The sequence below is a fragment of the Cypionkella sp. PAMC25878 genome (assembly GCF_058135695.1).
The window spans coordinates 120,000-146,551 of sequence record NZ_CM176871.1; the positions used below are offsets into that span (position 1 = coordinate 120,000).

The 26,552-nt window shown below is 61.6% G+C and carries 26 protein-coding genes; 18 read left to right on the plus strand and 8 right to left on the minus strand.

All coding sequences use genetic code 11. The features are described from left to right. Positions 1-9 precede the first annotated feature (9 nt). Complete coding sequence (exbD, locus tag ACS5RD_RS00600; RefSeq protein ID WP_489931431.1) at positions 10-441, plus strand: TonB system transport protein ExbD; 432 nt, start codon at positions 10-12, stop codon at positions 439-441. Then, entirely contained in the window at positions 438-1,358 is a 921-nt protein-coding gene (locus ACS5RD_RS00605; protein ID WP_489929542.1) for an energy transducer TonB family protein, read from the plus strand. The genes exbD and ACS5RD_RS00605 overlap by 4 nt, the downstream gene beginning before the upstream one ends. Here the strand turns inward: ACS5RD_RS00605 and ACS5RD_RS00610 are convergent, their stop codons facing one another. The 5 genes from ACS5RD_RS00610 to ACS5RD_RS00630 form a co-directional block, all read right to left on the minus strand. Next, a complete protein-coding gene (locus tag ACS5RD_RS00610; protein WP_489929543.1) occupies positions 1,359-2,417 on the minus strand; it encodes a DUF1513 domain-containing protein in 1,059 nt (352 codons plus the stop codon). It abuts the gene before it with no gap. A gap of 1 nt (position 2,418) precedes the next feature. Beyond that, positions 2,419-3,390: an imelysin family protein gene (locus ACS5RD_RS00615; RefSeq protein ID WP_489929544.1), complete on the minus strand. Its 972-nt coding sequence runs from the start codon at positions 3,388-3,390 to the stop codon at positions 2,419-2,421. A 2-nt stretch (positions 3,391-3,392) separates the two neighbouring features. Next, complete coding sequence (locus ACS5RD_RS00620; protein WP_489929545.1) at positions 3,393-4,916, minus strand: di-heme oxidoreductase family protein; 1,524 nt, start codon at positions 4,914-4,916, stop codon at positions 3,393-3,395. 130 nt (positions 4,917-5,046) lie between these two features. Next, positions 5,047-6,312, minus strand: coding sequence for an imelysin family protein (locus tag ACS5RD_RS00625; protein WP_489929546.1), 1,266 nt, complete (start codon positions 6,310-6,312; stop codon positions 5,047-5,049). Positions 6,313-6,324: 12 nt separating this feature from the next. Continuing rightward, positions 6,325-6,831, minus strand: a complete 507-nt coding sequence (locus ACS5RD_RS00630; RefSeq protein WP_489929547.1) for a hypothetical protein — start codon at positions 6,829-6,831, stop codon at positions 6,325-6,327. A gap of 206 nt (positions 6,832-7,037) precedes the next feature. Here ACS5RD_RS00630 and ACS5RD_RS00635 point away from each other — a divergent pair, with 206 nt between their 5' ends. Then, a complete protein-coding gene (locus tag ACS5RD_RS00635) occupies positions 7,038-8,273 on the plus strand; it encodes an MFS transporter (RefSeq protein WP_489929548.1) in 1,236 nt (411 codons plus the stop codon). Positions 8,274-8,482: 209 nt separating this feature from the next. Here the strand turns inward: ACS5RD_RS00635 and ACS5RD_RS00640 are convergent, their stop codons facing one another. After that, positions 8,483-9,169, minus strand: a complete 687-nt coding sequence (locus ACS5RD_RS00640) for a response regulator transcription factor (RefSeq protein WP_054008531.1) — start codon at positions 9,167-9,169, stop codon at positions 8,483-8,485. Between the two features lie 151 nt (positions 9,170-9,320). On the opposite strand from ACS5RD_RS00640, the gene ribA reads away from it, so the two are divergent. The 3 genes from ribA to ACS5RD_RS00655 are packed head-to-tail and all read left to right on the plus strand — an operon-like array spanning position 9,321 to position 12,829. Continuing rightward, positions 9,321-10,406: a GTP cyclohydrolase II gene (gene ribA, locus ACS5RD_RS00645; RefSeq protein WP_489929549.1), complete on the plus strand. Its 1,086-nt coding sequence runs from the start codon at positions 9,321-9,323 to the stop codon at positions 10,404-10,406. Continuing rightward, complete coding sequence (locus ACS5RD_RS00650) at positions 10,403-10,903, plus strand: L,D-transpeptidase family protein (RefSeq protein WP_489929550.1); 501 nt, start codon at positions 10,403-10,405, stop codon at positions 10,901-10,903. Before ribA ends, ACS5RD_RS00650 begins: the two co-directional genes overlap by 4 nt. 54 nt (positions 10,904-10,957) lie before the next feature. Next, on the plus strand, positions 10,958-12,829 hold the full coding sequence (locus ACS5RD_RS00655) for an alpha-amylase family protein (RefSeq protein ID WP_489929551.1): 1,872 nt from the start codon (positions 10,958-10,960) through the stop codon (positions 12,827-12,829). Here the strand turns inward: ACS5RD_RS00655 and ACS5RD_RS00660 are convergent. Both ACS5RD_RS00660 and ACS5RD_RS00665 read right to left on the minus strand, forming a co-directional pair. Then, complete coding sequence (locus tag ACS5RD_RS00660) at positions 12,826-13,479, minus strand: YggS family pyridoxal phosphate-dependent enzyme (protein ID WP_489929552.1); 654 nt, start codon at positions 13,477-13,479, stop codon at positions 12,826-12,828. The genes ACS5RD_RS00655 and ACS5RD_RS00660 overlap by 4 nt on opposite strands. Before the next feature lie 113 nt (positions 13,480-13,592). Then, entirely contained in the window at positions 13,593-14,531 is a 939-nt protein-coding gene (locus tag ACS5RD_RS00665; protein ID WP_489929553.1) for a porin, read from the minus strand. A 289-nt stretch (positions 14,532-14,820) separates the two neighbouring features. Here ACS5RD_RS00665 and ACS5RD_RS00670 point away from each other — a divergent pair, with 289 nt between their 5' ends. From ACS5RD_RS00670 to ACS5RD_RS00725, 12 genes are all read left to right on the plus strand, one after another. Continuing rightward, positions 14,821-15,336 (plus strand): DUF3576 domain-containing protein, encoded by a 516-nt coding sequence (locus ACS5RD_RS00670; RefSeq protein WP_489929554.1) that lies wholly within the window; start codon positions 14,821-14,823, stop codon positions 15,334-15,336. A gap of 80 nt (positions 15,337-15,416) precedes the next feature. Then, on the plus strand, positions 15,417-18,053 hold the full coding sequence (gene leuS, locus ACS5RD_RS00675; protein ID WP_489929555.1) for a leucine--tRNA ligase: 2,637 nt from the start codon (positions 15,417-15,419) through the stop codon (positions 18,051-18,053). Next, a complete protein-coding gene (gene lptE, locus ACS5RD_RS00680) occupies positions 18,040-18,528 on the plus strand; it encodes an LPS assembly lipoprotein LptE (protein WP_489929556.1) in 489 nt (162 codons plus the stop codon). The genes leuS and lptE overlap by 14 nt, the downstream gene beginning before the upstream one ends. Next, positions 18,525-19,175: a phytanoyl-CoA dioxygenase family protein gene (locus ACS5RD_RS00685; protein WP_489929557.1), complete on the plus strand. Its 651-nt coding sequence runs from the start codon at positions 18,525-18,527 to the stop codon at positions 19,173-19,175. The genes lptE and ACS5RD_RS00685 overlap by 4 nt, the downstream gene beginning before the upstream one ends. Beyond that, positions 19,172-20,188 (plus strand): DNA polymerase III subunit delta, encoded by a 1,017-nt coding sequence (gene holA / locus ACS5RD_RS00690; protein ID WP_489929558.1) that lies wholly within the window; start codon positions 19,172-19,174, stop codon positions 20,186-20,188. The genes ACS5RD_RS00685 and holA overlap by 4 nt, the downstream gene beginning before the upstream one ends. A gap of 154 nt (positions 20,189-20,342) precedes the next feature. Next, positions 20,343-20,681: a hypothetical protein gene (locus ACS5RD_RS00695; RefSeq protein ID WP_162232922.1), complete on the plus strand. Its 339-nt coding sequence runs from the start codon at positions 20,343-20,345 to the stop codon at positions 20,679-20,681. Then, positions 20,669-21,757 (plus strand): HPP family protein, encoded by a 1,089-nt coding sequence (locus ACS5RD_RS00700; protein WP_489929559.1) that lies wholly within the window; start codon positions 20,669-20,671, stop codon positions 21,755-21,757. Before ACS5RD_RS00695 ends, ACS5RD_RS00700 begins: the two co-directional genes overlap by 13 nt. Before the next feature lie 19 nt (positions 21,758-21,776). Further along, positions 21,777-22,208: a GAF domain-containing protein gene (locus tag ACS5RD_RS00705; RefSeq protein ID WP_489929560.1), complete on the plus strand. Its 432-nt coding sequence runs from the start codon at positions 21,777-21,779 to the stop codon at positions 22,206-22,208. Between the two features lie 197 nt (positions 22,209-22,405). Continuing rightward, complete coding sequence (locus ACS5RD_RS00710) at positions 22,406-23,572, plus strand: ABC transporter substrate-binding protein (RefSeq protein WP_489929561.1); 1,167 nt, start codon at positions 22,406-22,408, stop codon at positions 23,570-23,572. A gap of 117 nt (positions 23,573-23,689) precedes the next feature. Next, the gene (locus ACS5RD_RS00715) at positions 23,690-24,688 is read left to right on the plus strand and encodes an ABC transporter ATP-binding protein (RefSeq protein ID WP_489929562.1); all 999 of its coding nucleotides are present in this window, start codon (positions 23,690-23,692) and stop codon (positions 24,686-24,688) included. 112 nt (positions 24,689-24,800) lie between these two features. Then, positions 24,801-25,733: an ABC transporter permease gene (locus ACS5RD_RS00720; RefSeq protein WP_489929563.1), complete on the plus strand. Its 933-nt coding sequence runs from the start codon at positions 24,801-24,803 to the stop codon at positions 25,731-25,733. Further along, on the plus strand, positions 25,723-26,535 hold the full coding sequence (locus ACS5RD_RS00725; RefSeq protein WP_489929564.1) for an ABC transporter permease: 813 nt from the start codon (positions 25,723-25,725) through the stop codon (positions 26,533-26,535). The genes ACS5RD_RS00720 and ACS5RD_RS00725 overlap by 11 nt, the downstream gene beginning before the upstream one ends. Positions 26,536-26,552 lie beyond the last annotated feature (17 nt).

Below are 26,552 nucleotides of genomic sequence, written 5' to 3' on the forward strand. Positions count from 1 at the left end.
ATGGCAATCATCCCCAGCAGCCGCAGCGATGACGACGATGATGCGATGGCCGACATCAACGTGACACCGTTCATCGACGTGATGCTGGTGCTGTTGATCGTGTTTATGATTGCAGCGCCTCTCTCAACGGTGGATGTGCCGCTGAACCTGCCAACCTCCTCCGCCAAGGCCACCCAGCGCCCGGAAGACCCCATTTGGCTGAGCCTCGCGCCCGATCTGACGCTGACTTTGGGCAACCAGCCTTTGAGCGGGGCCGATCTGCAAGCCGCGCTTGACGCCCAAACCAAAGCCCAGCGCGATGTGCAGGTGTTCCTGCGCGCCGACCGCGTGGTGCCTTATGGCGATCTGATGACCGTCCTCGATCAGTTGCGGGTGGCGGGCTATCTGAAAGTCGCCCTCGTTGGGCTGCAAAGCACGACCGAAACGCAGGCCACGCCATGAGTCACCCCTTCCGCAACTGTCCGGTATCCTGCCCGATCGCCGCCTCCGCGCAGCAGCCGCGCACATGGCTCAGTTGGACCCTGTCGGCCACCATCACCGCGCTTATTCTTAGCGCCGCAAGTGCCTTGGCGCTGACCTCAACCCCCGCCCCCATTTTGGATCAACCGATCTTCCTCGCGCTGCCGCCCGCACCGGCTGCCGCCGAAAGCGTCGCCGCCATATCCGACCCTGCTCCGCTGGCCAGTGCCGAAGCACCCAGCCAAACCGCCGCAGCCCCCGAAGTCGATACTCCCCCCGATATTTCCGAACCGCAGCCCGCAGCCAAGCCAAGCCCACCCGAAATGGCAAAACCCGAACAACTGGCCGATGCCAAGCCCGAGATGGACGCCCCCCCGCAGCCACCCGATCCGCAGCCCGCGCCTGACGCGCCGCCCGCCGCGGCGAAGCCACCTTCGCCCGCACCAAAACCACCAGAAGCAACCAAACCAAAGGCAGAAAAGGCCGAAGCGAAACCGAAAAAAGCCGAGAAGAAGCCAACCAAAACCAAAAAGACCGACGAACCCGCACCAAAGAAAACCGCCAAAGCCAGTTCGGCGACCCCTAATGCGGGCGGCGCTATGGCCGCTTCAAAAGCGGCCAAGGCCACAGCACAAGGGCAATCGCCTGCGACCTACCAAAAGGCGGTGATGAAGAAAATCCGTGGTACCAAAAAGGGATCTAACCCCGGCAAGGGCAGCGCCGTGGTGGGCTTTGCGATCTCGGCAGGCGGTGGTCTATCACTGGTGAAGATCGTCAAAAGTTCCGGCTCGCCCGCCTTGGATGCGGCGGCGGTGGACCATATCCAACGCTCCGCTCCATTCGCGCCACCGCCCGCAGGGGTATCAACCCGGTTTTCATTTGAGTTTGTTGGGAAGTAATTAGCTGAGCGCGATCAAATGGTTATCCCAAGCGGTCGCATTGCGGCTAAGGGATGCCAGACCATCACGGCCATAGCTCCAAACTCCGCCCTGCCCATCGGTCAGCCGCAAGCCATCGCCCAAAGCCGCAGCACCCGAGACATCGGCACGTTGGTCGGTCGCAAGCCAGCCACCCGCGCCGTCAAACAGCATCACCACGCCGGCAGGGGCCGAGGTCAGCGCGATCAGATCACCCGCTCGGGCAACCGCAATCGACCCGGCATAGCCCTTCATCGCAAACGCCTGTTCATCCGGCGGCGGGCACAGTTTCGGCGCGGACCCAGGCACCCAAAGCCCCAGTTGTGCGACAGGCTCAGACGTATCACCCTCCCACTGCATCGCAAAAGCCACGCCCTCGCCATGCAAAGCCAGATGGCGGATTGAGTTTTGGTGCAACTCATCCGCCAATTCCACCTGATCCAACAGCGCACCATCGGCAGACAGCAGCGTCAGATTGGGCCGCATCGTGTTGATGTTCAGCTTGGTGCGGTCGCCGGGATCGGTTTCAATCCCGCCATTCGCCACCACAATCCGGCCATCCGCCAACCGCCGGATGTCATGCGGGCCAATGCCGTGACTGTCCCACTCGGCAATGCGGGCAAAGCCCGCCGTCTCCCACAACCCAATCCGCCCCGCCGAGCCGTCGGCGACCACTTCCGAGGTCATCAGCAGCGCCCCATCCGCCGAGAACGCGCCATGGCCGTTAAATTGTCGCCCTTCAGGTGGTGTCAGACGGTGCCGGACAGCCCCGGTCAAACAATCCAGCACCAGCGCAAACGTGCCGGGGCGGCGCGCAAACGCCACCGCCAAAGCCTGCGACGGATGTGCCGCCGCCGCATGGCCACGCGCGGGCAAGCCAATCTCAAACAGGCTTTCCCCCACCGCACTCAAGCCATGCAGCACAAATTCATCGCCCAGCTTCCCCGCAGCGAGGCAAGCTGGCGAGCCCACCTCGGCCCAAGACACCCGCGGCAAGCTGGCCGCCACCAAACCCGCCAAAAACGCCCGCCGCGTTGCCATCTCAGTCTCCATCCGCCGCGTTAAAGCCGACGCCGACATCCAGTTCGGGGCCAAGCTCAGCCATCACAGTATCAATCAAGGCACTGACGGCCTGCTGCAAAATCTCAACCTTCAGATGGCCCTGCGGCGTGGCAACCCCGGCGAAGGCCGGATCATCCAGCGCCTCCGTCAGCTTGATGGCATGATCAAACCCCGCCAAAGTCAGCGGCGCATCTGGTGTCATCGTCACCACCATCGCGCGCAGGCCATGCAGCGATAACAGCACGTTGCGCTGACTGCGGCCCGAGGCAATCGCCTCGGCCCGTTCCGGGCGCGGTTTGTCAAACGTGCCCAAGGGGCGACCAAGCCGTTGATCTTTATCAAACTCCAGCGCCGCCACCACTTGCGTGAACAGCGTTTGCCGCACTTCGGGCCGGGTCTGGAAGGTGGTGTTGCCCAGATCGCCCGCCGTCAGCACGGTTTTGGAATAAGTGTTGATCCAAGTGTCGTTGATGATCTTCGCCATGCGGGCAAGGTCCAACGTGGTGGCTTGGATCAGCGCGCAAGGGTCAGCGGGCAAAGGTTCCGCCGGATAGAGCAACCGCTCTAACCCCGTCAGACCGCGTGCCGCAACCGATTGATCAGGGAAATGCTCAGGGGTCAATTGCGCCGGATCGCCCAACAACAGCGCCCGCTGCGATTTCGCACCCGAGCCTTTCGGATCAGGCCAAAACGCAATCGCCACCGAAAGCCCATCCGCCTCAGCCGGGCCAAAGCGCAGGTGCTGCACGCCCAGCCAAGTGTCATAGGCCGCGTTGAAGGCAGGCTTCAAATTGTCCGCCGTGCAATCCTTGGCGGCAGCGTCAGACAAAGCCTGCGTGCTGGCCGCGAAAGCTGCATAGCCGGGCAGGATATGGTCGGACAGCGTCTGTTCAAAATCCGCCAGCGCCGGGGTGGCTAAGCATAAGGACAACAGCAGGGAGCGAAGCAGCATGATTACAGACTTTCCAGAAATGCGAGGATGGCGTCGCGGTCGCCTTTCGGCAAAGCCACTACGGCGTCACGTTGCGCCTGCGCCTCACCGCCATGCCACAGAACCGCCTCCAGCAGATTGCGCGCCCGTCCGTCGTGCAAAAATTCGGTATGGTCCGAGACTTGTTGCGTCATGCCAATTCCCCACAGCGGCGGGGTTTTCCATTCCGACCCGCTGGCCCGACCCTCGGGGCGGTTGTCGGCCAATCCCGGCCCCATGTCATGCAGCAGCAGATCGGTATAGGGCCAGATCAGCTGGAAACTTTGCTCGGGCTGGTCTTTCAACCGGTCCGTGACGTATTTCGGCGTATGACAGGACGTACAACCGATGTCGTAAAACACCTGCTTGCCGCGCAACACTTTCGGATCATCCACCCCGCGCCGCTCTGGCACGCCCAAATTACGGGCGTAAAACGTCACCAGATCAAGGCTTTGGTGATCCACCTCTAGCCCATCGCGCACGCCCGGTTCTTGCCCGCTGATTGCCAAGCGGCAGGCGTCTTCCACCTTGGTGCAATCGCCCCACGGATCGGGATGCAGCGAGGTCGCGAGCCCCATATCTCCCGCGAAAGCCCCCGCTGATTGGTCGCGGATACTGGCCTTGCCGCCCTTGAAGCCAAAGCGGCCCAGCATTGGTTTGCCATCAGAACCGCCCGGCACAATGCTGGCGCGGCCCGAAATGCCATCGCCATCCGCGTCAGTCTCATCGACCTTGGCCAGAATATCTGCCTCGGGAATCGCCTCTAGCAACCCCAAGCCGATCATCTGCGGCGCCACACGCGGCGATAGCATCACATCCTTGGCCATCGGCCCATAAGCCAGATCCGCCACCGAATATTTAGGCTGCCGCAGCGCAACCACCGTGCCATCGCCCAAGATCACCGGAACCTCGGTATAGTCGATCACCATCCGGCCCTCAGCGGCGATGCCGGTCGCGGCGAAATCCTGAAACTGCCCGCCATAAGTCGGCTCGTCCTGCGTCGCCAGCCAATCCTTGATCGCGGACGGATTGCTGCTCGCCTGTTCAGCGTTGGCCGGCACAGACAGCCGCAGGAACATCGACACAGCACTTTCTTCGGGCCCCGCAGGGACATGCCCGCGCCCGTCTTTCAGATGGCAATCCTGACAACCGCGCGCGTTGAACAACGGCCCCAACCCGTCCGAGGCCAAGGTCGAGGCAGGCGACGGCACCCAAGTCTTGGTGAACAACGCATTGCCAAGGTTGAAATTCATCTGCCGGTCAAACGGCATATTGCCCGAGAATTGCGAAAACGCATCCGCCGTGGGCCGTGCGCGCACTGTCGCCGCGCCGCCCGGTTTCGCCTCAAACTTCTCAGACGCACTGAAATCTTTGGGGGCCGCCAGCACCCCTGCAATCCGGGCAACCTCGGCCTTGGTGCGAGGGATCACGTTCAGCGGTTGATCATCTGCCCCTTGCGCAAAAGCAGGTCCGGCTAGCAGCGGTAATATCAAAAGGACGCGCAGCATCCGGGTCTTCCCTATATCAGTTGGCAGCGCAGTGGTCCGTTTACCCCGCGCCACCTGCCTACTCAGAGTGGGTTTAGCCGGGCTTTGTCAATCGCTGCTCGCGACCGACAAAGCTCCGTTAACGCAAGCGTTACTGGAACACGGTGCCCGGATTATCTAGGATGTCCGAACCTTCAATGCTGGTGCCGGTGAGCCCCAAAGTGGTGATCGCGCGCTCGATCGACGCGGTCTGGGTGACCAAAGCGTTGACGCCGCCCATCACCAAAGCCTCGCCTTCCTTATTGCCCGCCGCCAGCATCTGATCATAGGCCATGCCGCCATCCGACGCTGCTTTGATCGCACCCAAAGCCGTCACTGTCGCCGTCAGTTCCGCCTTCAACTGCGTATCGACAGCCGGGTCAGCCGCCGCCACAAGTTCCGACACCGACGGCCCCGACACAACGCTGCCATCGACGCGGGTGTATTTGCCGAGATAGACGTTCTGGATGCCGATGCCATCATAGTAATGGCTGTTGGCAGTGTTGTCCGAGAAGCAATCATGCTCCTCCTCGGGGTCGTTCAGCATCAGCCCCAGACGCATCCGCTGGCCCGCAACCTCACCATAAGACAGGCTGCCCATCCCGGTCAGAATGGCCGACAAAGCCGCCTTCGGATCGCTTTCAATCGTGGTGCGCGCAGCCCCGCCATTTGCCCACTGCATCGACATATCGGTCAGATCGCTGACGAGCAAATCGGTCGCCGCCTTCAGATACGCCGCGCGACGGTCGCAGTTGCCGCCCGTGCAGCCCTCGCCCTGCACATAATCGGTGAACGGCCGAGTGCCCGCCCCCGGCCCGGTGCCGTTCAAATCCTGCCCCCAGAGCAAAAATTCAATCGCGTGATAGCCCGAAGCCACATTCGCCTCGATCCCGCCCGCCTCTTGCAGCGTGCCCGAAATCAATTCCGGCGTGATCGTCGTCGCATCGACCTCAACGCCCGAAATCTTGAACTTCGGGTTGGCAATCACGTTCAACGTCGCCAGATCGTTTTCCTCCGACTTGCCGTAAGACGGGTCGACATAGTCGATCAGCCCCTCATCCAGCGGCCAAGCGTTGACCTTGCCCTCCCAATCATCCACTGCGACGTTGCCGAAGCGGAACGCCTCGGTCTGCATGTAGGACGGACGCGAGTCGATCCATGCCGCGCGCGCTGCCTTCAGGCTGTCCTCGCTGGGCGCTGCGATCAGCGCATCGACCGCCGCTTGCAGCGCTTTCGCGGTGATCAGACTATCCTCATATCCCGCCGCAGCAATATCGGCGTAAGTCTTTGCAACCGCTGCCGGATCGGCGGCAAACACGGGCTGGACCGCCGAGACGAAGGCTGTGGTGGCAAGAAGCACGAAGAACGAAGGGCGCATATGGGATCTTTCCTAGTGACGCGTGGCGGTGGTGGCGGAATGGCTGCCGTTGGCGGAGAGACGGTGGATCATATCAAGCGTCGCCCGGCCGACATATTCTGCAATCTGCACGGCTTCAAAAGCGATGTCGGGCGGCAGCATGGTCAGCGCGAACGCCATCGCATCTTCGCGATCGCCCGCCGTGGCCGCGGCCACCATCTGCGCGACGGCACTTTCATCACCGCCAAGGCAAGCGCATTGCGTGTGATGCCGCATCAACGGGCGGCGGCCCATTTGCACCATCAGCGTGATCAGATGCGCGAGGTTATTCACCTCAAGCGCCGCTCGCTCGGCCCCAAAAACCGCGGTGAAATCTTCGGCGACTGCAATACGACCCGCCTCGCCATCGCACCATTGCCGCAGCAATTGTACCACACCGCGCTCAAGCGGCGGCATATCGGCCAGCATCCCCACCGCAGCACCGCCGCGCACCGGGCTGGCAATGGCCACCTTCGACGATTTGAACCAAGAATAGCTCATGACTTCCAACTGCCTTTCGAGACTGCACGTTGCAACCAACGCCCTGCCGACAGGTTGGGCCTTGTTGCATTAACTGACGGATTCCCTCGGAATTGTAAATCCGATTCTTTCTGTCGGCTAATCGCAGCTGACCCTTGCTTGACCTCAGCCCAACTTAACTTCAGCCCATCTTGACCCCGCCTCGCGTGCCATGCAGTCATGCCGCCATGACCCAAAACGCGCTCTGGCAAAACCGCAACTTCCGCCTGATGTTCGCCTCATCCGCCGCCACCAACCTTGGCGATGGCCTGATCACGGTTGCCGTAGCGTGGCTCGCCACCCTGCTGACGCATGACCCTTTCCTGATCGGCCTCGTCGCCGCCGCCCGCAATCTGCCGTGGTTTCTGTTTGCCTTGCCCGCAGGCGTGATCACCGACCGCATCGAGCATCGCCGCCTGATCATCGGAGCCGATTGCCTACGGATCGTGATTTCCCTCGCCCTGCTGACCTTGGCGCTGACCGCCAACCCCGGCACCGCCCCCGTGCTGCTGATGGCCGCCCTGTCGTTCGTCTTGGGCAGCGCCGAGGTGCTGCGCGATAACACCGCGCAAACCTTCACGCCCTCGGTTGTCGAGAAATCGCAACTGGAACAAGCCAATGGCGCGATGTGGAGCGCGGAACAACTCGCAGGTCAATTCATCGGCCCACCGGTGGCGGGCCTGCTGATCGGCATATCGGTGGCGCTGCCGTTCGGCATCCAAGCCGCGATGCTGGTCGCAGCCGTCGTCCTGATCGCCAGCATAAAGCTGCCAAAGCGCGTGCAAACCACTCCACATCTGCCGATGCTGGCAGCCCTAAAAGAAGGCATGCTCTGGCTCTGGCGCGACATCCCGCTGCGCCGCTTGGCCTTCATTCTGGGCGGTTTCAACTTCATCGGCTATGGCTTTGCCGCCATACTGGTGCTGTACAGCCAGCGCGTGCTCGGCCTCGATGCCTTTGGCTTCGGCATTTTCCTGACCCTTCCGGCCATCGGCGGCCTCGCCGCCACCCTGATCGGCCCGCGCATCCTGCGCCACATCACCCCAAGATCGGCCATCCTGCTCGGCATGGCGGGCTTTACCGTTGCGGCCTTGGTCTTGGCGCTAAAATCCCCGCTCTGGCTGATCGCCATTTTCTTGGTCTTAGACGGCTTCTCCGGCATGCTGTGGAACATCGCCCAAGTCAGCTATCGCCAACGCCACATCCCCGCGCCGCTCTTAGGCCGCGTCAACTCCGCCTTCCGCTTCATCGGCACGGGTCCCGCCGCATTCGGCGCGTTCACCTTCGGTTGGCTGATCTCATGGGCGGGGTCGGGGGCCGCGCCTTGGGGCACGGCTGAAGCCGTCTTGCTGCCCTATTGGGTGGCCTTTGCCATCGCCGGCGCGCTCACGCTCTATGCCGCCGCCCGCCTGCAACTGCGATAGCAGGCACGGGATAAAAAAAGGCCGGGCACAAGGCCCGGCCAGGTCCAACAGGGAGGGTGCTGTGTCATAACCCCGACACAGCAAGGGGAACTTTCGGCCATCAGGCGGGGAGGACGCCATCTGGCCTGATCCGATAGATAATCATTCAATCAGGCAACAATAAGACCCGTAAGTGACGAAAACCTTACCTAAAGCGACCAATCCTTGCCTCAAGCGACCAGCTTATAGCCGCCATTCTCGGTCACCAGCAGCCGCGCATTGCTTGGATCAGACTCAATCTTCTGCCGCAGACGATAGATGTGGGTCTCCAACGTATGGGTCGTCACCCCTGCGTTATAGCCCCAGACCTCGTGCAGCAGTACGTCCCGCGCCACCACACCTTGTTGTGCGCGATAGAGATACTTCAGGATGTTGGTTTCCTTTTCGGTCAACCGCACCTTCTTGTCCTTGGCATCGACCAGCATTTTCTGCGCCGGTTTGAACGTATATGGACCCATCTGGAACACCGCATCTTCCGATTGCTCATGCGTGCGCAACTGTGCACGGATCCGCGCCAACAGCACCGGAAACTTGAACGGCTTCGTCACATAATCATTGGCACCCGAATCAAGGCCCAAAATCGTGTCGCTGTCGGTGTCATGCCCCGTCAGCATCATGATCGGGCATTTCACCCCGGCCTTGCGCATCCTGCGGCACAATTCGCGGCCATCGGTATCGGGCAAACCGACATCCAAAATCACCAGATCAAACAGACCTGCCTTCACCTTCTCCATGCCCTCAGCGCCCGTGCGGCCCTCAAACACGTCGAAATCTTCGGTCATCACCAACTGTTCGCTCAGCGCCTCGCGCAGATCGTCATCGTCATCGACCAGCAGAATCTTGCGTAACGTTGCCATATGGGCCTCCATCAGCCGAGCCGTTTGCTCTTGGGTAAACACATGCGCCCGCCTCACGGTTCCGGCAAGATTTGCTACAATCGTCTCACGCGCTCGTGTCGCTGGCTTGGGAAATGTTTCAATCCGTTCCAGTTTCGCCTATGTAACCCGCATGAGCCTACGCCCCTCCACCCCCGAAATCCTCGCCCGCGCCCGCGCTGACCTGCGGCTTGGGTTGGCCATTGTGCTGACAGGTGGCGGCCAAGCCATGCTTTGCGCGGCAGTTGAAGAACTGACCGATGCGCGCATTGCCGCCCTCCGCACCGAGGGCAAGCCCGAACTGGCGCTGACCGCCCGCCGCGCCGAGACGCTGAAGGCGATCCCCTATGACGACGATCTCGCCCGCCTGCGGGTGCCAAGCGATGCCGATCTGCGCTGGCTGCGCGCCGTCGCCGACCCGGCTGATGATCTGAACGTGCCGATGAAAGGCCCGCTGGTGGCTTTGCGCGACGGCCCCGCGACCCTGCACCGCACCGCGATTGCGCTGGCCAAATCCGCGCAACTGCTGCCCGCGATGCTGCTGGTTCCCGTCAGCGATGGCCTCGCTCTCGCCGCCCGCAACAACCTGACGCTACTGGCGAATACCGATTGCGCCGACCTAGACCGCCTCGCGCCTTTAGCCCCGGTGATCTCGGCCCGCCTGCCGATGGCCGCCGCCCAAGCCGGCCGTTTGCACATCTTCCGCCCTGATGATGGCAGCGCCGAACACTACGCCGTTGAGATTGGCCGCCCCGACCGCGACAAACCCGTTCTCGCACGCCTGCATTCCGCCTGCTTCACCGGCGACGTTTTAGGCAGCCTGAAATGCGACTGCGGCCCGCAACTGCACGCCGCCCTCGCACGGATGGGCCACGAAGGCGCAGGCGTTCTGCTCTATCTCAATCAAGAAGGCCGCGGCATCGGTCTGGCCAACAAAATGCGCGCCTATTCTCTGCAAGATCAAGGCTTTGACACCGTAGAAGCCAACCACCGCCTCGGCTTTGAGGATGACGAGCGCGACTTCCGCATCGGCGCCGAAATCCTGCAAAAGATGGGATTTTCCCAAGTCCGCCTGCTGACTAACAACCCAAAAAAACTCGCCATGCTGCAAGCCTGCGGCCTGACCGTGACCGAGCGTGTACCGCTGAAAGTCGGTCAAACCGCGCAAAACCAAGCCTATCTCGCCACCAAGGCCGCCAAATCCGGGCACCTGCTATGAAATCCCGCGACCTGATCCTGACCCCGACGGGTCTGCTGTTCCAAAACCGCCGTTTCCCCTGCACCATCGGGCGCGGCGGCGTAACCTCCGACAAACACGAAGGCGACGGCGGCACTCCAACGGGAACCCACCGCATCGTGGGCATGCTCTACCGCCCCGACCGTATCGCGCGCCACACCCTCCCCGACTGGGCCGTCCCAATCCGCCCCGGCGATCTGTGGTCCGACGACCCCAACGATTTCGACTACAACCAACTGGTCCGCGCGCCCTATCCCTATAGCCACGAGCGCCTGACCCGCAGCGACCCGCAGTATGATCTCATCCTTATCACCGATTGGAACTGGGACGATCCCACCCCCGGCCAAGGTTCCGCCATCTTCATCCACACATGGCGCAGCCCCAGCCACCCCACCGCAGGCTGCATCGGACTATCCCGCCAAAGTCTTTTGTGGATCGCCAACCGCCTGCGCCCCGAAAGCCGGTTGATTGTGCGCTAAGGCTTCCCAAAGCGGTTCGGATTTCTTATCCTAACTCCAAATCGGGGGGATAAGATGGCCAAAGCTGCAAAACCGGACGACCAGATTTTCGCCCTGCGCATGGCGCGCTCTGCCCCCGATCTGTGGCCGATGCTGGAACAGCTTTACGGCCAACATCCCAACTACAACCACTTCTGCACCGATCTGAGAGCCGCCCTCGCCGACGGCTGGAAAGCCCGCCCCGCCGACCTTAAACTGCTGGACCTAAAGCGCGATTTAGAGCCCGACTGGTTCCAGCGCGCCGATATGGCGGGCTATGTGTTCTACATCGACCGCTTTGCGGGCAACCTGCGCGGCGTGCTCGATCACCTTGATTACCTCGAAGACCTCGGCATCACCTACGTCCATTTCATGCCCTGCCTGAAGCCTCGTCCCGGCGATTCCGATGGCGGTTATGCGGTGATGGATTACCGCAGCATCAACCCGGCTTACGGCACACTGGATGATTTCAAAGCGGTTTCAACCGAACTGCGCAAACGCGGCATCTCGCTGTGCATCGACTTGGTGCTGAACCACACCGCGAAAGAACACGCTTGGGCGCAGGCTGCCGCGCAAGGCGACAAAGCCGCGCAAGACCTCTACTGGATGTTCGACACCCCCGACTTGCCCCAAGCCTATTCCAAAACGCTGGTCGAGGTTTTCCCGGACAATGCCCCCGGCAATTTCACCCATTACCCCGACTTCGGCAAATGGGTCTGGACCACCTTCAACAAACACCAATGGGATCTGAATTGGTCTAACCCGCAGGTTTTCCTTGAAATAACCCGCATCATGCTGCACCTCGCCAACATCGGCGTTGATGTGCTGCGCTTGGATGCCGTGGCCTTCATGTGGAAACGCCTCGGCACCCGCTGCCAGTCCGAACCCGAGGTACATATGCTGCTTCGCGCCTTACGCGCCTGTTGCCGCATCGCAGCCCCAGCAGTGATCCATCTGGAAGAAGCGATCGTTTCACCGCAAGAAATGCTGCCCTATTTTGGACGCGGAAAGCATGACGGGCGCGAGGGCAATCTGGCCTATCACAACACCCTTATGGTGCAATTTTGGAGCGCGCTTGCCACCCGCGACACCAGCCTGATGACGCATGTGCTGGCCAGCCACTTCCCGGATCGCCTCACCAACGCCACCTACGCCACCTATATCCGCTGTCACGACGACATCGGCTGGGCCGTCACCGACGAAGATGCGATTGCCGTGGGGATTTCCGGCGCAGCGCATCGCCGCTTTCTGTCGGATTTCTACGAGGGCACGTTTCCCGGCAGCTTCGCCATCGGTGCGCCGTTTCAGGTCAACGAGGCTACCGGAGACAAACGGATTTCCGGCAGCTTTGCCTCGCTTGCGGGGCTAGAGGCGACAGATGAGCATGACCGTGAAATGGCCGTGCAGCGCATGCTGATGGGCCATGCGCTGATCGCAGCGTTCGGAGGTATTCCGTTGATTTACATGGGCGATGAATTGGCCCTGTTGAATGACGACAGCTATCTGAATGATCCCGCCCACGCCCATGACAGCCGTTGGATTCACCGCCCGCGGATGGATTGGGCGCTGGCGGATGCGCGGCATTCCGGCAATTCCCTGTCGTCACAATGCTTCCTTGGCACGCAACACATCCTTGCCAGACGCCGCGCCACGCCAGGACTGCACGGCGCGCATCCGACGCAGATCGTGCAAACCGGGAATCCTACCCTGTTTGCGGTGCAGCGGGGCGCGCCAACCGGGCCGATTCTGTGCCTGTTCAACTTTTCGCACCACTGGCAGCATGTTGCGGGCGGTTGGCTGCAAGCGCAGGGCATCACACATTGGCACGATGCTTTGTCGGATCAGATTGTGACGCTGCATGGCGATTACCTCGCGCTGCCACCCTACGCGCGGGTTTGGCTAACCTAAGCGTAAGTGCGCGCGCCGAAAATCGCGGATCCGACCCGCACATGCGTCGCCCCGGCGGCAATCGCGGCCTCAAAATCGCCGCTCATCCCCATCGACAACCCGCTGAGCCCATGGCGTGCGGCCATATCGGCCAAGGCGGTGAAATGCGGCACCGAATCCTCGCCCTCGGGCGGGATGCACATCAGGCCCGCCAAGCTGAGATCCATCTTACGGCAATTAGCGATAAATCCATCCAGCGCCTCGGGCAGAATCCCGGCCTTTTGCGGTTCGGCCCCGGTATTCACCTGCACAAACAACTGCGGGCAGACCCCGCGCGCCTGCGCCAGCTTTGCCAGTTTCTCGGCCAAGGACACCCGATCCACGGTATGGATCGCATCAAACAGCTCGACCGCCAGTTTTGCTTTATTGGTTTGCAGCGGCCCGATCATATGCACCTGCACAGCCCCAAACTCGGCCCGAAAGCCTGGCCATTTCGCCTGCGCTTCCTGCACATAGTTCTCACCAAACAGCCGATGGCCCTCTGCCAGCACCTCGCGCACCCGCGCGTCAGGTTGCACCTTGCTGACCGCGATCAGTTGCACCGAACCCGAAACCCGCCCCGCCACCGCTTCCGCCGCCCGCATCCGCGCTAAAATCGCCTGCAACGCCATGCTATCTCCACGTTTTTTGGGTCCTTGCTTTGGCCGCACTTGATCACTGCCCTGCACAAAAGAAAAGAGCGGGCACAAGGCCCGCTCTTTCCATAACGTTTTGATCGGTTAGATCAGAACGACATACGCACGCCGAGGTCAGCAGTGGTTTGACCGTCGAAACCCGAGTGGATCGCGCCAGCCAAGGTTGCGCCACCGAGGTCGTAGGCAGCGCCCAGACCGTAAGCGGTGTCTTCTGCATCAACGTCCGAGTCGCTGACATAAGCGCCGAAGGTGATACCGTTGACGGTGTAGTTACCATAGATCGTCGTGGTTTTGCCGATGTTGTAACGTGCATCCGGGGTGAGCGGATTATTGTCCAAATCTGCAAAGCCGTCGCCGTTGTCATTGTAGTTGATGCCAACCGTGCCAGCATCGCTGAACTTGTAAGCAGCGCCAACGAAGGTCACGTAGTTGCTATCGATACCACCAGCGTTGTCAGCATAAGCAGCTGCCAAGGTCACTTGACCGAAGGTGTAATCAGCAGCGATCGACGATTCGTCAACGCTGTTTACATCAGTTTGGTTCGATTTGATGTACGAAGCCTTCAGGTTTACACCCGAAACCGAGTAAGCAGCATAGATGCCGACGCGGTCAGCATCGTAGCCGCCGCTGCTGAACGAGTAGAAGTTGCCGCGCGGATCGCCGTAGGACGATTCGGTGAAGCCGATTTCCGGGTTGTACATCAGAGCAACCGAGTCGATTGCGGTGTTGGCGTTACCAACTTCGATGCGAACGCCGCTTGCTTCAACGTACAGCATTGCTGGCGAGAAGTAAGCTTCACCGGTCGAGCCAGCGTCTTGGAAACGGATACGGCCGCCGTAGGTGACGCCGTTGTCAGCTTCGAACTTTGCGTTCACGTTCACACGCAGACGGTAGGACAGTTGGGTTTCAACAGCGCGGCTGTCGTCAAAGGTCAGACCGAAACGGCCCGAACCGCTCAGGGTGATTTCAGCCGAAGCTGCACCAGCGGTTGCTGCCAGCAGGGCGGTGGTGAGAAGAAGTTTGTTCATCGTGTTTCCTCGTTTTTTCTCAAAGACGCGACCATACTCTAGCGATGCTGAAGCAGGTATGCCGTCGTTTTCCTCCGCCACGGGTCTGATTGCAACGGGAAGCGCAGCAATCGGGCCAATCGGGTACTCGGTGATGCACCCTTGCCACAGTGCCGCCCCCCGCCGTTTCGACAGTTATAGACGCGCATCGAAGGCTGTCGCGGCCCGGAAGCCCGATTTAAATGGGAAAAGCCTTGGCACGCCCGAAGCTGTCAGTATAAACAGCGACAGGTTGGCATGGGGAAACCGGATGATCTTGCGTCGTATCATGGGTAAAGCGCTGAATTTTGGCTTGATGGCCGCGCTTTTGACCGGGATTTCCGCCTGCGGCATGCTTGGTAAAGCTGGCGGCGGGTCATATGACCCGAAAGTGCAGGCCGAACTGTCGCGCGAAAACCGCGATGCGGCGCGCGGTCGCCAAACCGGCATTGGCCAGCTGTTCCGCAAATCTGACAACCCCAACACCACGGTTGAGGTGAACAAATATCTCTGGAAGGCCAGCCTCGACATTCTGAACTTCCTGCCCATCGAATCGGTGGACCCGTTCACCGGCGTGATCGTCACCGGCTACGGCACACCTCCGGGTGGGGGCCGCTCGGTGCGCGCGACGATCTATGTGCAGGATCCGGCCTTGGATGCGCGCAGTCTGAAGGTGGCGATGCAGGGCAGTGGTGGCGGCTCTGTCTCACCCGAAACCATCCGCGCGGTGGAAGACGCCATCCTGACCCGGGCGCGTCAGTTGCGTATCCAAGACAGCGGCTTGTAAGGCGCTAATCTCTAACCGCCACTGGACCTTGCCCCCCAAGCCAGTGTATTCGCGCCTAGGAACTGACCGAGGGGCCTAAGATGTCGCGCTACGAACCCAAAACCATCGAAGCTAAATGGCAAGCGGCTTGGGAGAGCGCCGAGACGTTCAAGGCGCGGCGCGATCCGTCCAAGCCGAAGTATTATGTTTTGGAGATGTTTCCCTATCCGTCGGGCCGCATCCACATGGGCCACGTCCGCAACTATACGATGGGCGATGTGGTGGCGCGCTATAAGGCGGCGCAGGGGTTTTCCGTGCTACATCCGATGGGCTGGGATGCCTTCGGCATGCCCGCCGAGAACGCCGCGATGGAACGCGGCGGCCATCCCAAGGAATGGACCTACGGCAACATCGCCGAGATGCGCAAGCAGATGAAACCCTTGGGCCTGTCCATCGACTGGTCCCGCGAATTCGCCACCTGCGACCCGGAATATTACGGCCAACAGCAGGCGATGTTCATCGACATGATGGCCAAGGGCTTGGTGTATCGCAAGAACGCCGTGGTGAACTGGGACCCGGTCGATATGACCGTGCTCGCCAATGAACAGGTGATTGACGGCAAAGGCTGGCGCTCCAACGCTCCCGTTGAGCGTCGTGAGTTGACACAGTGGTTCTTCAAAATCAGCGATTATTCGGCGGAATTGCTGTCGGCTTTGGACGGCTTGAAAGACTGGCCGGAAAAGGTCCGGCTGATGCAAGCCAACTGGATCGGCCAATCGCGCGGCCTGCAATTTGCCTTCACCACGACAGGCGCGCCGGATGGCTTTGACCGGCTAGAGGTTTACACCACCCGCCCCGATACCCTGCTCGGTGCCTCCTTTGCCGCAATCAGCCCCGACCATCCGCTGGCGAAACATCTGGAGCGTCACGACTCTGCCGTGGCCGCTTTCACCGCCGAATGCCGCAAGGGCGGCACCACCGCCGAGGCGATGGAAACCGCCGAGAAGATCGGCATGGATACCGGCATCCGCGTGCTGCATCCGTTTGATAACACTATAGAACTCCCGGTCTATATCGCCAACTTCATCCTGATGGATTACGGCACTGGCGCGATCTTCGGCTGTCCCGCGCATGACGTGCGCGACTTTGAATTTGCGTCGAAATACGGCCTGCCGATCCCTGCGGTCTTTATCCCCGAAGGCGAAGAAGAAGCCGCGCTGGATGAACCCTACGTCCCGATGAAATCCGAGCGCGTGCAGTATATCCGCGGCTTTGCAGGCAACGATCTGCAAACCGGAGAAGACGCCATCGTCGCTGCCATCGCGGAATGTGAAGCCCGTGGCATTGGCCGCGGCGTCACCAACTACCGCCTGCGCGATTGGGGCATCAGCCGCCAACGCTATTGGGGCTGCCCGATTCCGGTGATCCACTGCGCGACCTGCGGCGTGGTGGCCGAGAAGAAAGAAAACCTGCCCGTCCGTCTTCCCGATGACGTGACCTTCGACATCCCCGGCAATCCGCTGGACCGTCACCCAACCTGGCGCAACTGCACCTGCCCGCAATGCGGTGCCGATGCCCGCCGTGAAACCGACACGATGGACACGTTCGTGGATTCAAGCTGGTATTACGCCCGCTTCACCGCCCCGCACGCCACCACCCCCACCATCGCGGAAGATGCCGACTACTGGATGAACGTCGATCAATACATCGGTGGCATCGAGCATGCGATTCTGCACCTGCTGTATTCCCGCTTCTTCGCCCGCGCCATGCACGCCACGGGTCATCTGCCCGCCAAGGCCATCGAGCCGTTCAACGCCTTGTTCACCCAAGGCATGGTGACGCATGAAATCTACAAAACCACTGACGCCGCAGGCCGTCCGATCTATCATCTGCCCGAAGATGTGACGAGTTTCAGCTTGGCCGACCGCCGCGTCACGGTGCTGGGCGATGTGCCTCCGCCCGACCCCGATATGATCGCCGACATCGACGCGTGGTTGCAGGGTCTGAACGACGAAGGCTCATTGGTCGAGGTGATCCCCTCTGCCAAAATGTCGAAATCGAAAAAGAACGTCGTCGATCCGATGAACATCATCGAAGCTTTCGGCGCCGACACCGCCCGTTGGTTCGTCATGTCCGACTCGCCGCCCGAGCGTGATGTGGAATGGACAGCCTCCGGCGCCGAAGCCACCTTCAAACACCTGTCCCGCGTCTGGGCCCTGTGTTCGCGCATCGGCGACATGCCCGCCGACCATCAGGGCATCGGCGACCAAGACATCGCGAAAGCCACCGCCAAAGCCGTCGAGGAAGTCACTCGCAGCATCGAAACCTTCGCCTTCAACAAGGCCATCGCGGCGCTCTACGGCTTGACCAACACCCTCGCCAAAGCCAACGGCTCCACCGATGCGATGAAACAAGCCATCCGTACCCTTGCGCAACTGATGTGCCCGATGACCCCGCATATTGCCGAATCGATCTGGACGTTCCAAGGCGGCGCAGGCCTCTGCGCCACCGCCCCATGGCCGAAAGCCGATCCGGCGCTGCTGATCGACGATACCGTCACCCTGCCCATCCAGATCAACGGCAAACGCCGCGCGGAAATCTCTGTGCCAAAAGACATGCCCGCATCCGAGGTTGAAAAAATCGCGCTGGCGGATGAAGCTGTGGTCAAGTTCCTTGCGGGTGCGCCCGTGAAGAAGATCATCGTTGTGCCGGGGCGCATCATCAATGTCGTCATTTAGCCGCCGCTCGTTTTTGCTGATGCCGCTGGCCCTCACCGCCTGCGGCTTCCAACCCGCCTATGGCCCCGGCGGCCCGGCGCAAGGCATCCAATCCAGCATCCGCGTCGCCGACCCAACCGACAAAAACGCCTTCGACCTCGTGGAGCGCCTCGAAGAACGCCTCGGCCGCCCGAAAGCCGACCACTTCGATCTGACCTACACGATCAAAACCACCGCCACCGGAGTCGGCATCACCCCCGACAACGCCATCACCCGCTATAACCTGAACGGCACAATCGACTGGGCTCTGACCAACCGCGCGACAGGCACACGCGTCACCGGTGGCCAAGTCAAAAGCTTCACCTCCTACTCTGCCACCGGTTCCACCGTCGCAGGCTTGGCGGCCCAAGAAGATGCCGCCCGCCGCCTGATGCGCATCCTCGCCGACCAGATCACCGCAAGACTGCTGGCAACCTCCGGCAGCTGGAACCAATGACCGCGCCCGCAGATTTTGCAAAGACGGGCAGGCTGTGGCTGCGCAAAGCCCTAAGCGAAGCCGATCTCACCCCCTATGACGCCATCGCGAACTGTAACCACGGCCCCGGCGCGCGGTTGGATCTGGGCGGCGGCTTTGGCGTGCAATCTGCCCTCACCCGCGCCGTAACCGCAATATTTCCCGATTTCCAAGCTGTCCGTGCCGTTGTTTTCAACAAGACCGAGGCCAACAACTGGGGTGTCCCTTGGCATCAAGACCGCCTGATCCCTGTCGCCGCACGGCACGAGATTGAGGGCTTTCACAACTGGTCGCAAAAAGCAGGCGTCTGGCATTGCGAGCCGCCCTTGGCCTTCCTCAACCAAATGCTGTTTGTGCGCCTGCACCTTGATCCCACTGACGCCGACTCCGGTCCGATGGAAATCGCCCTTGGCAGCCATCGCGCCGGACTGATCCCCAGCGCCGCGTCCGACGCCACCTCCGCCACGCATGAAACCGCGCTTAGCACAGCTCAGCGCGGCGATATCCTGATCCTGCACATGCTAACCCTGCACCGCTCTCGCCCAGCGCAGCTGCCGAGCGCCCGCCGCACTCTCCGTATAGACTTCGCCAAAGCCGCCCTGCCCGCACCACTCGAGTGGGCAGCATGAAACTCGCCGGGATCGAGGCCTCCCGCTACTGCGCCAAACCCGACCCCAACCGCGCGGGCCTGCTGATTTTCGGTGCCGACACCATGCGCGTAGCCCTGAAACGGCAAGAGGCCATCGCCGCATTGATTGGCCCGCAGGGCGAAGCCGAGATGCGCCTGACCCGCATCCAAGCCTCCGACTTACGCAAATCCCCCAGCCTTTTGACCGATGCCACCCGCGAAGCAGGCTTCTTCCCCGGCCCCCGCGTGGCTTTCCTGGAAGACGCCACCGACGGCCTCACCGCCTCTATCGCCGCCACCCTGCAAGACTGGCGCGCGGGCGATGCGCAGATCGTAGTGACTGGGGGGAACCTGACGGGCAAATCCACCCTGAAAACCCTGTTCGAAAAACACCTGAATGCCGTCAGCATCGGCCTCTATGACGACCCACCCACTCGCGAAGAAATCGAAGCCGAACTCGCCAAAGCTGGCCTGAAAAACTTCGCCCCCTCCGCGATGGCCGACCTCGCCACCCTCGCCCGCGCCCTCGATCCCGGTGATTTCCGGCAAACCCTAGAGAAAATCGCGCTTTACAAATACAACGACCCGACCCCGCTGACGCCCGAGGAAATCCACGCCCTCGCCCCCGCCACCATCGAGGCCGAGGTCGACGATCTGATCGCCGCCGCCGCCGACCAAAACGCCAATCTGATCGGCCCGCTGCTGCGCCGACTTGAGGGCCAAGGCATCCTGCCCGTCACCCTTTGTATCGGCGCACTCCGCCATTTCCGCAGCCTGCATATCGCCGCTTCCGACCCCGGCGGTATTTCATCGGGCATCATGAAAGCCCGCATCTTCGGCCCCCGCCGCGACTCCATGCAGCGCCAAGCCTCCAACTGGGGCATGCTGCGCCTGGAAGATGCCCTCAGCCTGCTGGTCGAAACCGACCTCACCCTACGCTCCACCTCCCGCGCCCCCGCAATGGCCGTTATGGAGCGCGCGTTGATCCGATTGGCGATGATGAAACGCGGTTAACCCTTAAATCTATCTAAAATTGTCATCCTCTGCGCTCAAATATCCCACGGGGGTCTGGGGGTGTGAAACCCCCAGCTGCAACGGCCACCCCAAGCCAAACCTTGACCTCCCCCGCCCCACCTGCTTCAACCCAACCAAACCAATGCAGGCAGCCATGGCCAAACAGCTCTCCCCGATTGAGACCTTCCTCGTCCCCCTCACCAAACTCGCCCTTAAATACCCCGAGGTTGAGGCCGAAGTGATCTGGGCCAATGGTCCCGAATGGGAACCGCAACAAGGCACCGATGCGCTGCTAGAGGCCGAGGAAATCCCGTTCTACGCCGAGGGCCTGCTGCTGGAAGGCTTCCAGATGCACTACCAAATCCTCGCCGATACCGATGCCCCGAAAGATCCCGCGCATGTCCGGCTGTTCTTCTGGCAAACCGAAGTCCCCAGCTTGCCCACCCCCGAACTGGGTCTTGCTCTGATCGCCGAGGCAACATGGACCACTTAAAGCACTTTTTGCACAGCCTCGGCCCCGCGATGCCTGCGCCAAAAGCCGTTGAGGCGTTGCGGGCCGGCACAGGTGCCGCCATTGGCCTCGGCCTTGCAGCGGCTCTCTTATGGCTGCTCGATCCAACCGCGAGCATGATAGATCACCCGCTGCTGATCGCCCCGTTTGGCGCTTCAGCTTTCCTGATCTTCGCCGTGCCGAACAGCCCGATGGCGCAACCGTGGTCGGCGGTGTTGGGCAACAGCGTCTCAGCCCTCGCCGCAATCTTTACCCTGCACGCGGGCCTTCCGATGCTGCCCACCGCCGCGCTTGCGGTGATGCTGGCGGTCCTCGCCATGGCCGCCTTGCGCGCCATGCACCCGCCCGGCGGTGCCGTGGCGCTTGCCACCGTGCTTTCCGCCCATCCCGACGCCTTGCCGGGCCTGCAGTATCTGCTGCTTCCGGTCGCCAGCGGCAGCCTTGCGCTTGTCGGCCTCGGTATCGCTTGGGCACACGCCACAGGTCGGCGCTACCCGTTCCGCATCGCGCCCGAGCCGACCCAGCACGGCACCAAAGACCCCGCCCCGGACCGCCGCTTCATCCCGTCGGAACAAGTGCTCGCCGCCACCCTCACCCGCCTGCGGCTCAGCGCCAACTTGGGCGTCGAAGACCTCGCCCGCCTGATCGAGACAGCCGAGACCGAGGCCAACGCCAGCCACCTCGGTCCGACCACCGCCGATCAAATGATGTCGCGCGACCTGATCCAAGTCGCCCCCGACACCCCGCTGCCCGTGCTTGCGGAAAGCTTCCGCGGCCACCGCTTCAAAACCCTGCCCGTGCGCAATCCCGATGGCAGCTTCGGCGGCCTCGTTTCGCAATCGGCTTTGGTGGGCCGCGCCGAGCCCAACCTGACCGCCCACCAGCTGATCGAGAGCGACCTGCGCAGCGCCAGCCCGCAAACGCCGCTCGCCGAACTGATCGCCCTGCTTGCCGACGGCGGCCAACAAGCCGTGCCGGTGCTGGAGGCCAACCGCCTTGTCGGCCTGATCACCCGTTCAGATATGATCGCCCTGCTGTCCGGCCACATGCCCACTTAACACCCCACGGAGACTGCAAATGCCCCAAGTCTACGACACCCTGCACACCGCCTGTGCCGCCCTCGGCACCCGGCTGTTCACCGTCACCGTGCAAGACCTGAAACTGGACGTGGCCCGCCGCGCCTATACCTCGCATCCGGTCGAGTACCCGGTATCCGGCACCAAACCGCTAACCCGCGACGGCTGGTATGACCACTGCATCACCGGTCAGCACACCTTCGTCGCCAACACCACGCCCGAATTTGCGAAATACTTTTTCGACCACGAACTGATCTCCTCCCTCGGCCTCGGCTCCTGCATCAACATCCCGCTGGTGGAAGCCGGCCATGTCCTCGGCACCGTCAATCTGCTGGCTGAAGAACACCACTTCACCCCAGAGAAACTGGCCGCTTACGAGGCCCTCGTTGCCCAACACTACGCCGCCCTTGCCACTGAAATGGCCAAAGGCTAAGCCGACCCTTACTGCACACGGGGCGGGTGACAGCCCGCCCTACCCGACTTGATGCCTGCACATTTCCATCGCCTCGATCTATCGTTTGATCAAAAAACTGCCGCCACCCCGCGATTTTCTGTTGCGAAACAGCCCCACCCCGCTACCCTGATGCCATGACCGGGAACCCGGCTTCGCTCAATCACAGGGAGCTTTCCATGACCAAAACCCATAAAGCGGCCACAACCGTCGCACTTCTCGCCAGTCTCGCCACAGCCATCACCCCCGCCTTCGCCGAGATGACCGAGGTTGGCGCCTCGGAAGGCCAAGTCAATATCGTCGCTTGGCCGGGCTATATCGAGCGCGGCGAAACCGACAAAGCCTATGACTGGGTCACGAAATTCGAGGCCGAGTCGGGCTGTAAGGTCAACGTCAAGACCGCCAACACCTCGGATGAAATGGTCGCCTTGATGAACGAAGGCGGCTTCGATCTGGTCACCGCTTCCGGCGACGCCTCTCTGCGCCTTGTCGCGGGTAAGCGCGTGCAGGCGGTCAATACCGCCTTGATCCCGTCTTGGTCAAAAATCGACCCCCGCCTGCAAGATGCCAAATGGTTCACCGTCGATGGCGTCCACTACGGCACTCCCTATCTCTGGGGGCCGAACGTATTGATGTATAACACCGATGTCTTCAAAGAAGCGCCGAAGTCGTGGAACATCGTGTTTGAGAAAATGGACCTGCCCGATGGCAAATCCAACGAAGGCCGGGTGCAGGCCTATGATGGCCCGATCCATATCGCCGATGCTGCGCAATATCTGATGTTCCACAAGCCGGAACTGAAAATTACCTCGCCCTATGAGTTGAACGAAGATCAGTACAAGGCAGCGCTCGACCTTTTGCGTGAGCAACGCAAACTGGTCAGCCGCTATTGGCACGACGCCTATATCCAGATGGACGATTTCAAGAACGAAGGCGTGGTGGCCTCCGGCTCTTGGCCGTTCCAGGTCGGCCTGCTGCAATCTGAGAAACTCCCGATCGCCTCGACCATCCCCGAAGAAGGGGCCACCGGCTGGGCCGACACCACCATGCTCGCCGCCGATGCCGCCAACCCGAATTGCGCCTATAAATGGATGGAGCATACGCTGAATTCTAACCTGCAATCGGATCTTTCGGTCTGGTTCGGTGGCAACCCGGTGGTGCCCGCCGCCTGCACCGACAAATCGGGGATGCAGACAGCCGAGGGCTGCACCGCCAACGGTCTGGATAACTTCGACAAAATCCGCTTCTGGACCACGCCCACCGCCAATTGCGCCCGAGGCGAAGGCGCTTGCGTGCCCTACTATCGCTGGGTGTCGGATTACATCGGCGTGATCGGCGGTCGGTAAGAAAAACCAGCGGTGGGTGAAACTGCGCAAAAGCGCAGAACCACCCATCCTACACGTTTGGCAGGGGTAAATGCCCCTGCCCGTCCCTCCCGCTCCGGCGGATAAAGGCCCATATTCATGCCCGCAGCCGTAGAATTTCGCAGCGTTTCCCGCCATTTCGGCCCCGCCTCCGCCCCGATCAAAGCCGTCGATGGCGTTGATCTGACCATTGCCGAGGGCGCGTTTTTCGCCATGCTCGGGCCCTCTGGTTCCGGCAAAACAACCTGCCTGCGGCTGATCTCCGGCTTTGAATCCCCCACGGCGGGTGAAATTTGCATCTTTGGCGAAAATGTCTCGAACACCCCGCCGCATCTGCGCAACGTCAACACGGTGTTCCAAGACTACGCCCTGTTTCCGCATATGAACGTCCGCGATAACGTCGCCTACGGGTTGATGGTCAAAGGCATGGCAAAGGCCCAGCGCTATGCCAAGGCCGAGGAAATGCTCGCCCTTGTCCACCTCGACGCCTACGGCCACCGCAAACCCGGCCAACTGTCGGGCGGTCAGCGCCAACGCGTCGCCCTCGCCCGCGCTCTGGTCAATGAACCGAAAGTCCTGCTGCTCGACGAACCCCTCGGCGCTTTAGACCTGAAACTGCGCGAAGCCATGCAGGATGAACTCAAATCCCTGCAACAACGCCTCGGCATCACCTTCGTCTTCGTCACCCACGACCAACACGAAGCCCTCTCAATGGCCGATAGCCTTGCGGTGTTCAACGACGGCAAAATCGCCCAAATAGGCACCCCCGCCGAAATCTACGCCCAACCCAAAACCCGCTTCGTCGCCGATTTCGTCGGCTCCTCCAACGTCCTGCCCCCCACGCTAACTCAGTCCCTCGGCGGCCCCGCCAAATGGTCCTCTTTGCGCCCCGAAACCCTGCATCTCGACCCCACGGGAGCCCTGCAAGGCATCGTCACCTCCCTGCGCTACCTCGGCTCCGGCCACCGCATCGCCCTCACCGCCCAAGGCCAAGACATCGCTGCCATCCTGCCCACCGGCACTCCCCTCCCCGAACCCGGCCAAGAAATCCGCCTCGGCTTCACCCCCGACGCCCTGCACATCATGGATGAAGCCTGATGCGCCGCAATTTCATATTGGCAGCAAATACTCCCGCCGGAGGCACCCCCCGCCAATGTGGAAGCCTCCGGCGGGAGTATTTCAAAAAGAGCAAATCCAAGGGGGTCGCACCATGACCGCCATCCTCCCCGCCAAATCCCTCGCCGACCGCCTCACCACCCTGTTCTGGCGCAAACCGAAGCTGCTGCTGGCGCTGCTGATCACCCCACCGCTGCTGTGGCTTGGCGTGATCTACCTCGGCTCCCTCGCCGCCCTGCTGCTGCAATCCTTCTATTCCATCGACGAATTCTCCGGCATGGTGGTCCGTGAGTTCACCCTGAAAACCTATGGCGAACTGCTGCGCCCGCAAAACTACGACATCATCCTGCGCACGCTCACGATGTCCGCCGCTGTCACAATCGGTTCAGTCATCCTCGCCTTCCCCATCGCCTACTACGCCGCGCGCTATGCCAAAGGCCGCTGGAAAGCCGTGTTCTACCTCGGCATCATGCTGCCCTTGTGGTCGTCCTACCTCGTCAAAGTCTACGCTTGGAAACTGATCCTCGCGAAAGAGGGCATCATCACCTGGGCCGCCACAAAAACCCACACCAACTTCCTGCTCGACGCCGCTCTTGCGCTGCCCGGCATCGGCGGCAACTCGCTGTCGACCAGCTATATCGGCATGTTTCTGGTGTTCACCTATGTCTGGCTGCCGTTCATGATCCTGCCGATGCAGGCCTCCTTAGAACGAGTCCCAACCTCAATGCTGGAGGCCTCCCAAGACCTCGGCGCAACCCGTGCGCAGACCTTCCGCACCGTGATCGTCCCCCTCGCGCTACCGGGAATCATCGCCGGATCGATCTTCACCTTTTCCCTCACCATGGGCGATTACATCATCCCGCAGATCGTCGGAAATTCCGCCAATTTCATCGGCATGGCGGTCTACCAACTGCAAGGCACCGCCGGAAATACCCCGCTTGCCGCCGCTTTCGCGGTGATTCCGATCGTGATCATGCTGATCTACCTCAGTCTCGCCAAACGCGCCGGAGCCTTCGATGCGCTCTGACCCCAACGCAGCCCCGCTCAGCCTGAAGATCGCAGCCGTCGGCGGCCTGCTGTTCCTGCACCTGCCGATCCTGCTGATCTTCCTCTACGCCTTCACCACCGAGGAACGCACCTACGCTTTCCCGCCCCCCGGCCTGACCCTGAAATGGTTCGCCGCCGCTTGGGAGCGCCCGGATATCTGGCAAGCCCTGACCCTGTCACTGCAAGTCGCCACCGCCGCCACCCTGCTCGCCCTCATCCTCGGCACCCTGATCTCCGCCGCCATGGCGCAAGCGCGATTCTTCGGGCGTGAGCAGATCAGCCTGCTGATCATCCTGCCCATCGCTTTGCCCGGCGTGATCACCGGCATGTCCTTGCGCTCCGCCTTCGGCCTGATGGACATCCCGTTCTCAACCCTCACCATCATCCTCGGCCACGCCACCTTCTGCATCGTCATCGTCTACAACAACGCCGTCGCCCGCTTTCGCCGCCTGTCCGGGGGCGTGCTAGAGGCGTCAGCCGACCTCGGTGCCAACGCTTTTCAGACCTTCCGCTACATCCTGCTGCCCAACCTCGGCACCGCCCTGTTGGCAGGCGGAATGCTCGCCTTCGCGCTGTCGTTCGACGAAGTCATCGTCACCACCTTCACCGCAGGCCAGCAAGCGACCCTGCCGATCTGGATGCTGGAAGAATTGATCCGCCCGCGCCAACGCCCGGTCACCAATGTCGTCGCCATGGTGGTCTTCGCGGCGACGTTCTTCCCGATCTTGCTGGCCTATTACCTGACCCGCAACGGCTCCGAGACCGCGGGCGCGGGCAAATAACCCCGCCGCAATTCGGT

Bases quoted from the DNA above. Each gene is read 5' to 3' on its own strand.
- ACS5RD_RS00705 (WP_489929560.1), top strand. From the start codon at position 21,777: ATGCCCCAAGTCTACGACACCCTGCACACCGCCTGTGCCGCCCTCGGC.
- ACS5RD_RS00615 (WP_489929544.1), bottom strand. From the start codon at position 3,390: ATGCTGCTTCGCTCCCTGCTGTTGTCCTTATGCTTAGCCACCCCGGCG.
- ACS5RD_RS00640 (WP_054008531.1), bottom strand. From the start codon at position 9,169: ATGGCAACGTTACGCAAGATTCTGCTGGTCGATGACGATGACGATCTG.
- ACS5RD_RS00720 (WP_489929563.1), top strand. From the start codon at position 24,801: ATGACCGCCATCCTCCCCGCCAAATCCCTCGCCGACCGCCTCACCACC.
- ACS5RD_RS00610 (WP_489929543.1), bottom strand. From the start codon at position 2,417: ATGGCAACGCGGCGGGCGTTTTTGGCGGGTTTGGTGGCGGCCAGCTTG.
- ACS5RD_RS00620 (WP_489929545.1), bottom strand. From the start codon at position 4,916: ATGCTGCGCGTCCTTTTGATATTACCGCTGCTAGCCGGACCTGCTTTT.
- ACS5RD_RS00725 (WP_489929564.1), top strand. From the start codon at position 25,723: ATGCGCTCTGACCCCAACGCAGCCCCGCTCAGCCTGAAGATCGCAGCC.
- ACS5RD_RS00625 (WP_489929546.1), bottom strand. From the start codon at position 6,312: ATGCGCCCTTCGTTCTTCGTGCTTCTTGCCACCACAGCCTTCGTCTCG.
- ACS5RD_RS00650 (WP_489929550.1), top strand. From the start codon at position 10,403: ATGAAATCCCGCGACCTGATCCTGACCCCGACGGGTCTGCTGTTCCAA.
- leuS (WP_489929555.1), top strand. From the start codon at position 15,417: ATGTCGCGCTACGAACCCAAAACCATCGAAGCTAAATGGCAAGCGGCT.
- ACS5RD_RS00700 (WP_489929559.1), top strand. From the start codon at position 20,669: ATGGACCACTTAAAGCACTTTTTGCACAGCCTCGGCCCCGCGATGCCT.
- lptE (WP_489929556.1), top strand. From the start codon at position 18,040: ATGTCGTCATTTAGCCGCCGCTCGTTTTTGCTGATGCCGCTGGCCCTC.
- ACS5RD_RS00660 (WP_489929552.1), bottom strand. From the start codon at position 13,479: ATGGCGTTGCAGGCGATTTTAGCGCGGATGCGGGCGGCGGAAGCGGTG.
- ACS5RD_RS00715 (WP_489929562.1), top strand. From the start codon at position 23,690: ATGCCCGCAGCCGTAGAATTTCGCAGCGTTTCCCGCCATTTCGGCCCC.
- ribA (WP_489929549.1), top strand. From the start codon at position 9,321: ATGAGCCTACGCCCCTCCACCCCCGAAATCCTCGCCCGCGCCCGCGCT.
- ACS5RD_RS00670 (WP_489929554.1), top strand. From the start codon at position 14,821: ATGATCTTGCGTCGTATCATGGGTAAAGCGCTGAATTTTGGCTTGATG.
- ACS5RD_RS00685 (WP_489929557.1), top strand. From the start codon at position 18,525: ATGACCGCGCCCGCAGATTTTGCAAAGACGGGCAGGCTGTGGCTGCGC.
- ACS5RD_RS00695 (WP_162232922.1), top strand. From the start codon at position 20,343: ATGGCCAAACAGCTCTCCCCGATTGAGACCTTCCTCGTCCCCCTCACC.
- holA (WP_489929558.1), top strand. From the start codon at position 19,172: ATGAAACTCGCCGGGATCGAGGCCTCCCGCTACTGCGCCAAACCCGAC.
- ACS5RD_RS00605 (WP_489929542.1), top strand. From the start codon at position 438: ATGAGTCACCCCTTCCGCAACTGTCCGGTATCCTGCCCGATCGCCGCC.
- ACS5RD_RS00630 (WP_489929547.1), bottom strand. From the start codon at position 6,831: ATGAGCTATTCTTGGTTCAAATCGTCGAAGGTGGCCATTGCCAGCCCG.
- ACS5RD_RS00655 (WP_489929551.1), top strand. From the start codon at position 10,958: ATGGCCAAAGCTGCAAAACCGGACGACCAGATTTTCGCCCTGCGCATG.
- ACS5RD_RS00710 (WP_489929561.1), top strand. From the start codon at position 22,406: ATGACCAAAACCCATAAAGCGGCCACAACCGTCGCACTTCTCGCCAGT.
- ACS5RD_RS00665 (WP_489929553.1), bottom strand. From the start codon at position 14,531: ATGAACAAACTTCTTCTCACCACCGCCCTGCTGGCAGCAACCGCTGGT.
- ACS5RD_RS00635 (WP_489929548.1), top strand. From the start codon at position 7,038: ATGACCCAAAACGCGCTCTGGCAAAACCGCAACTTCCGCCTGATGTTC.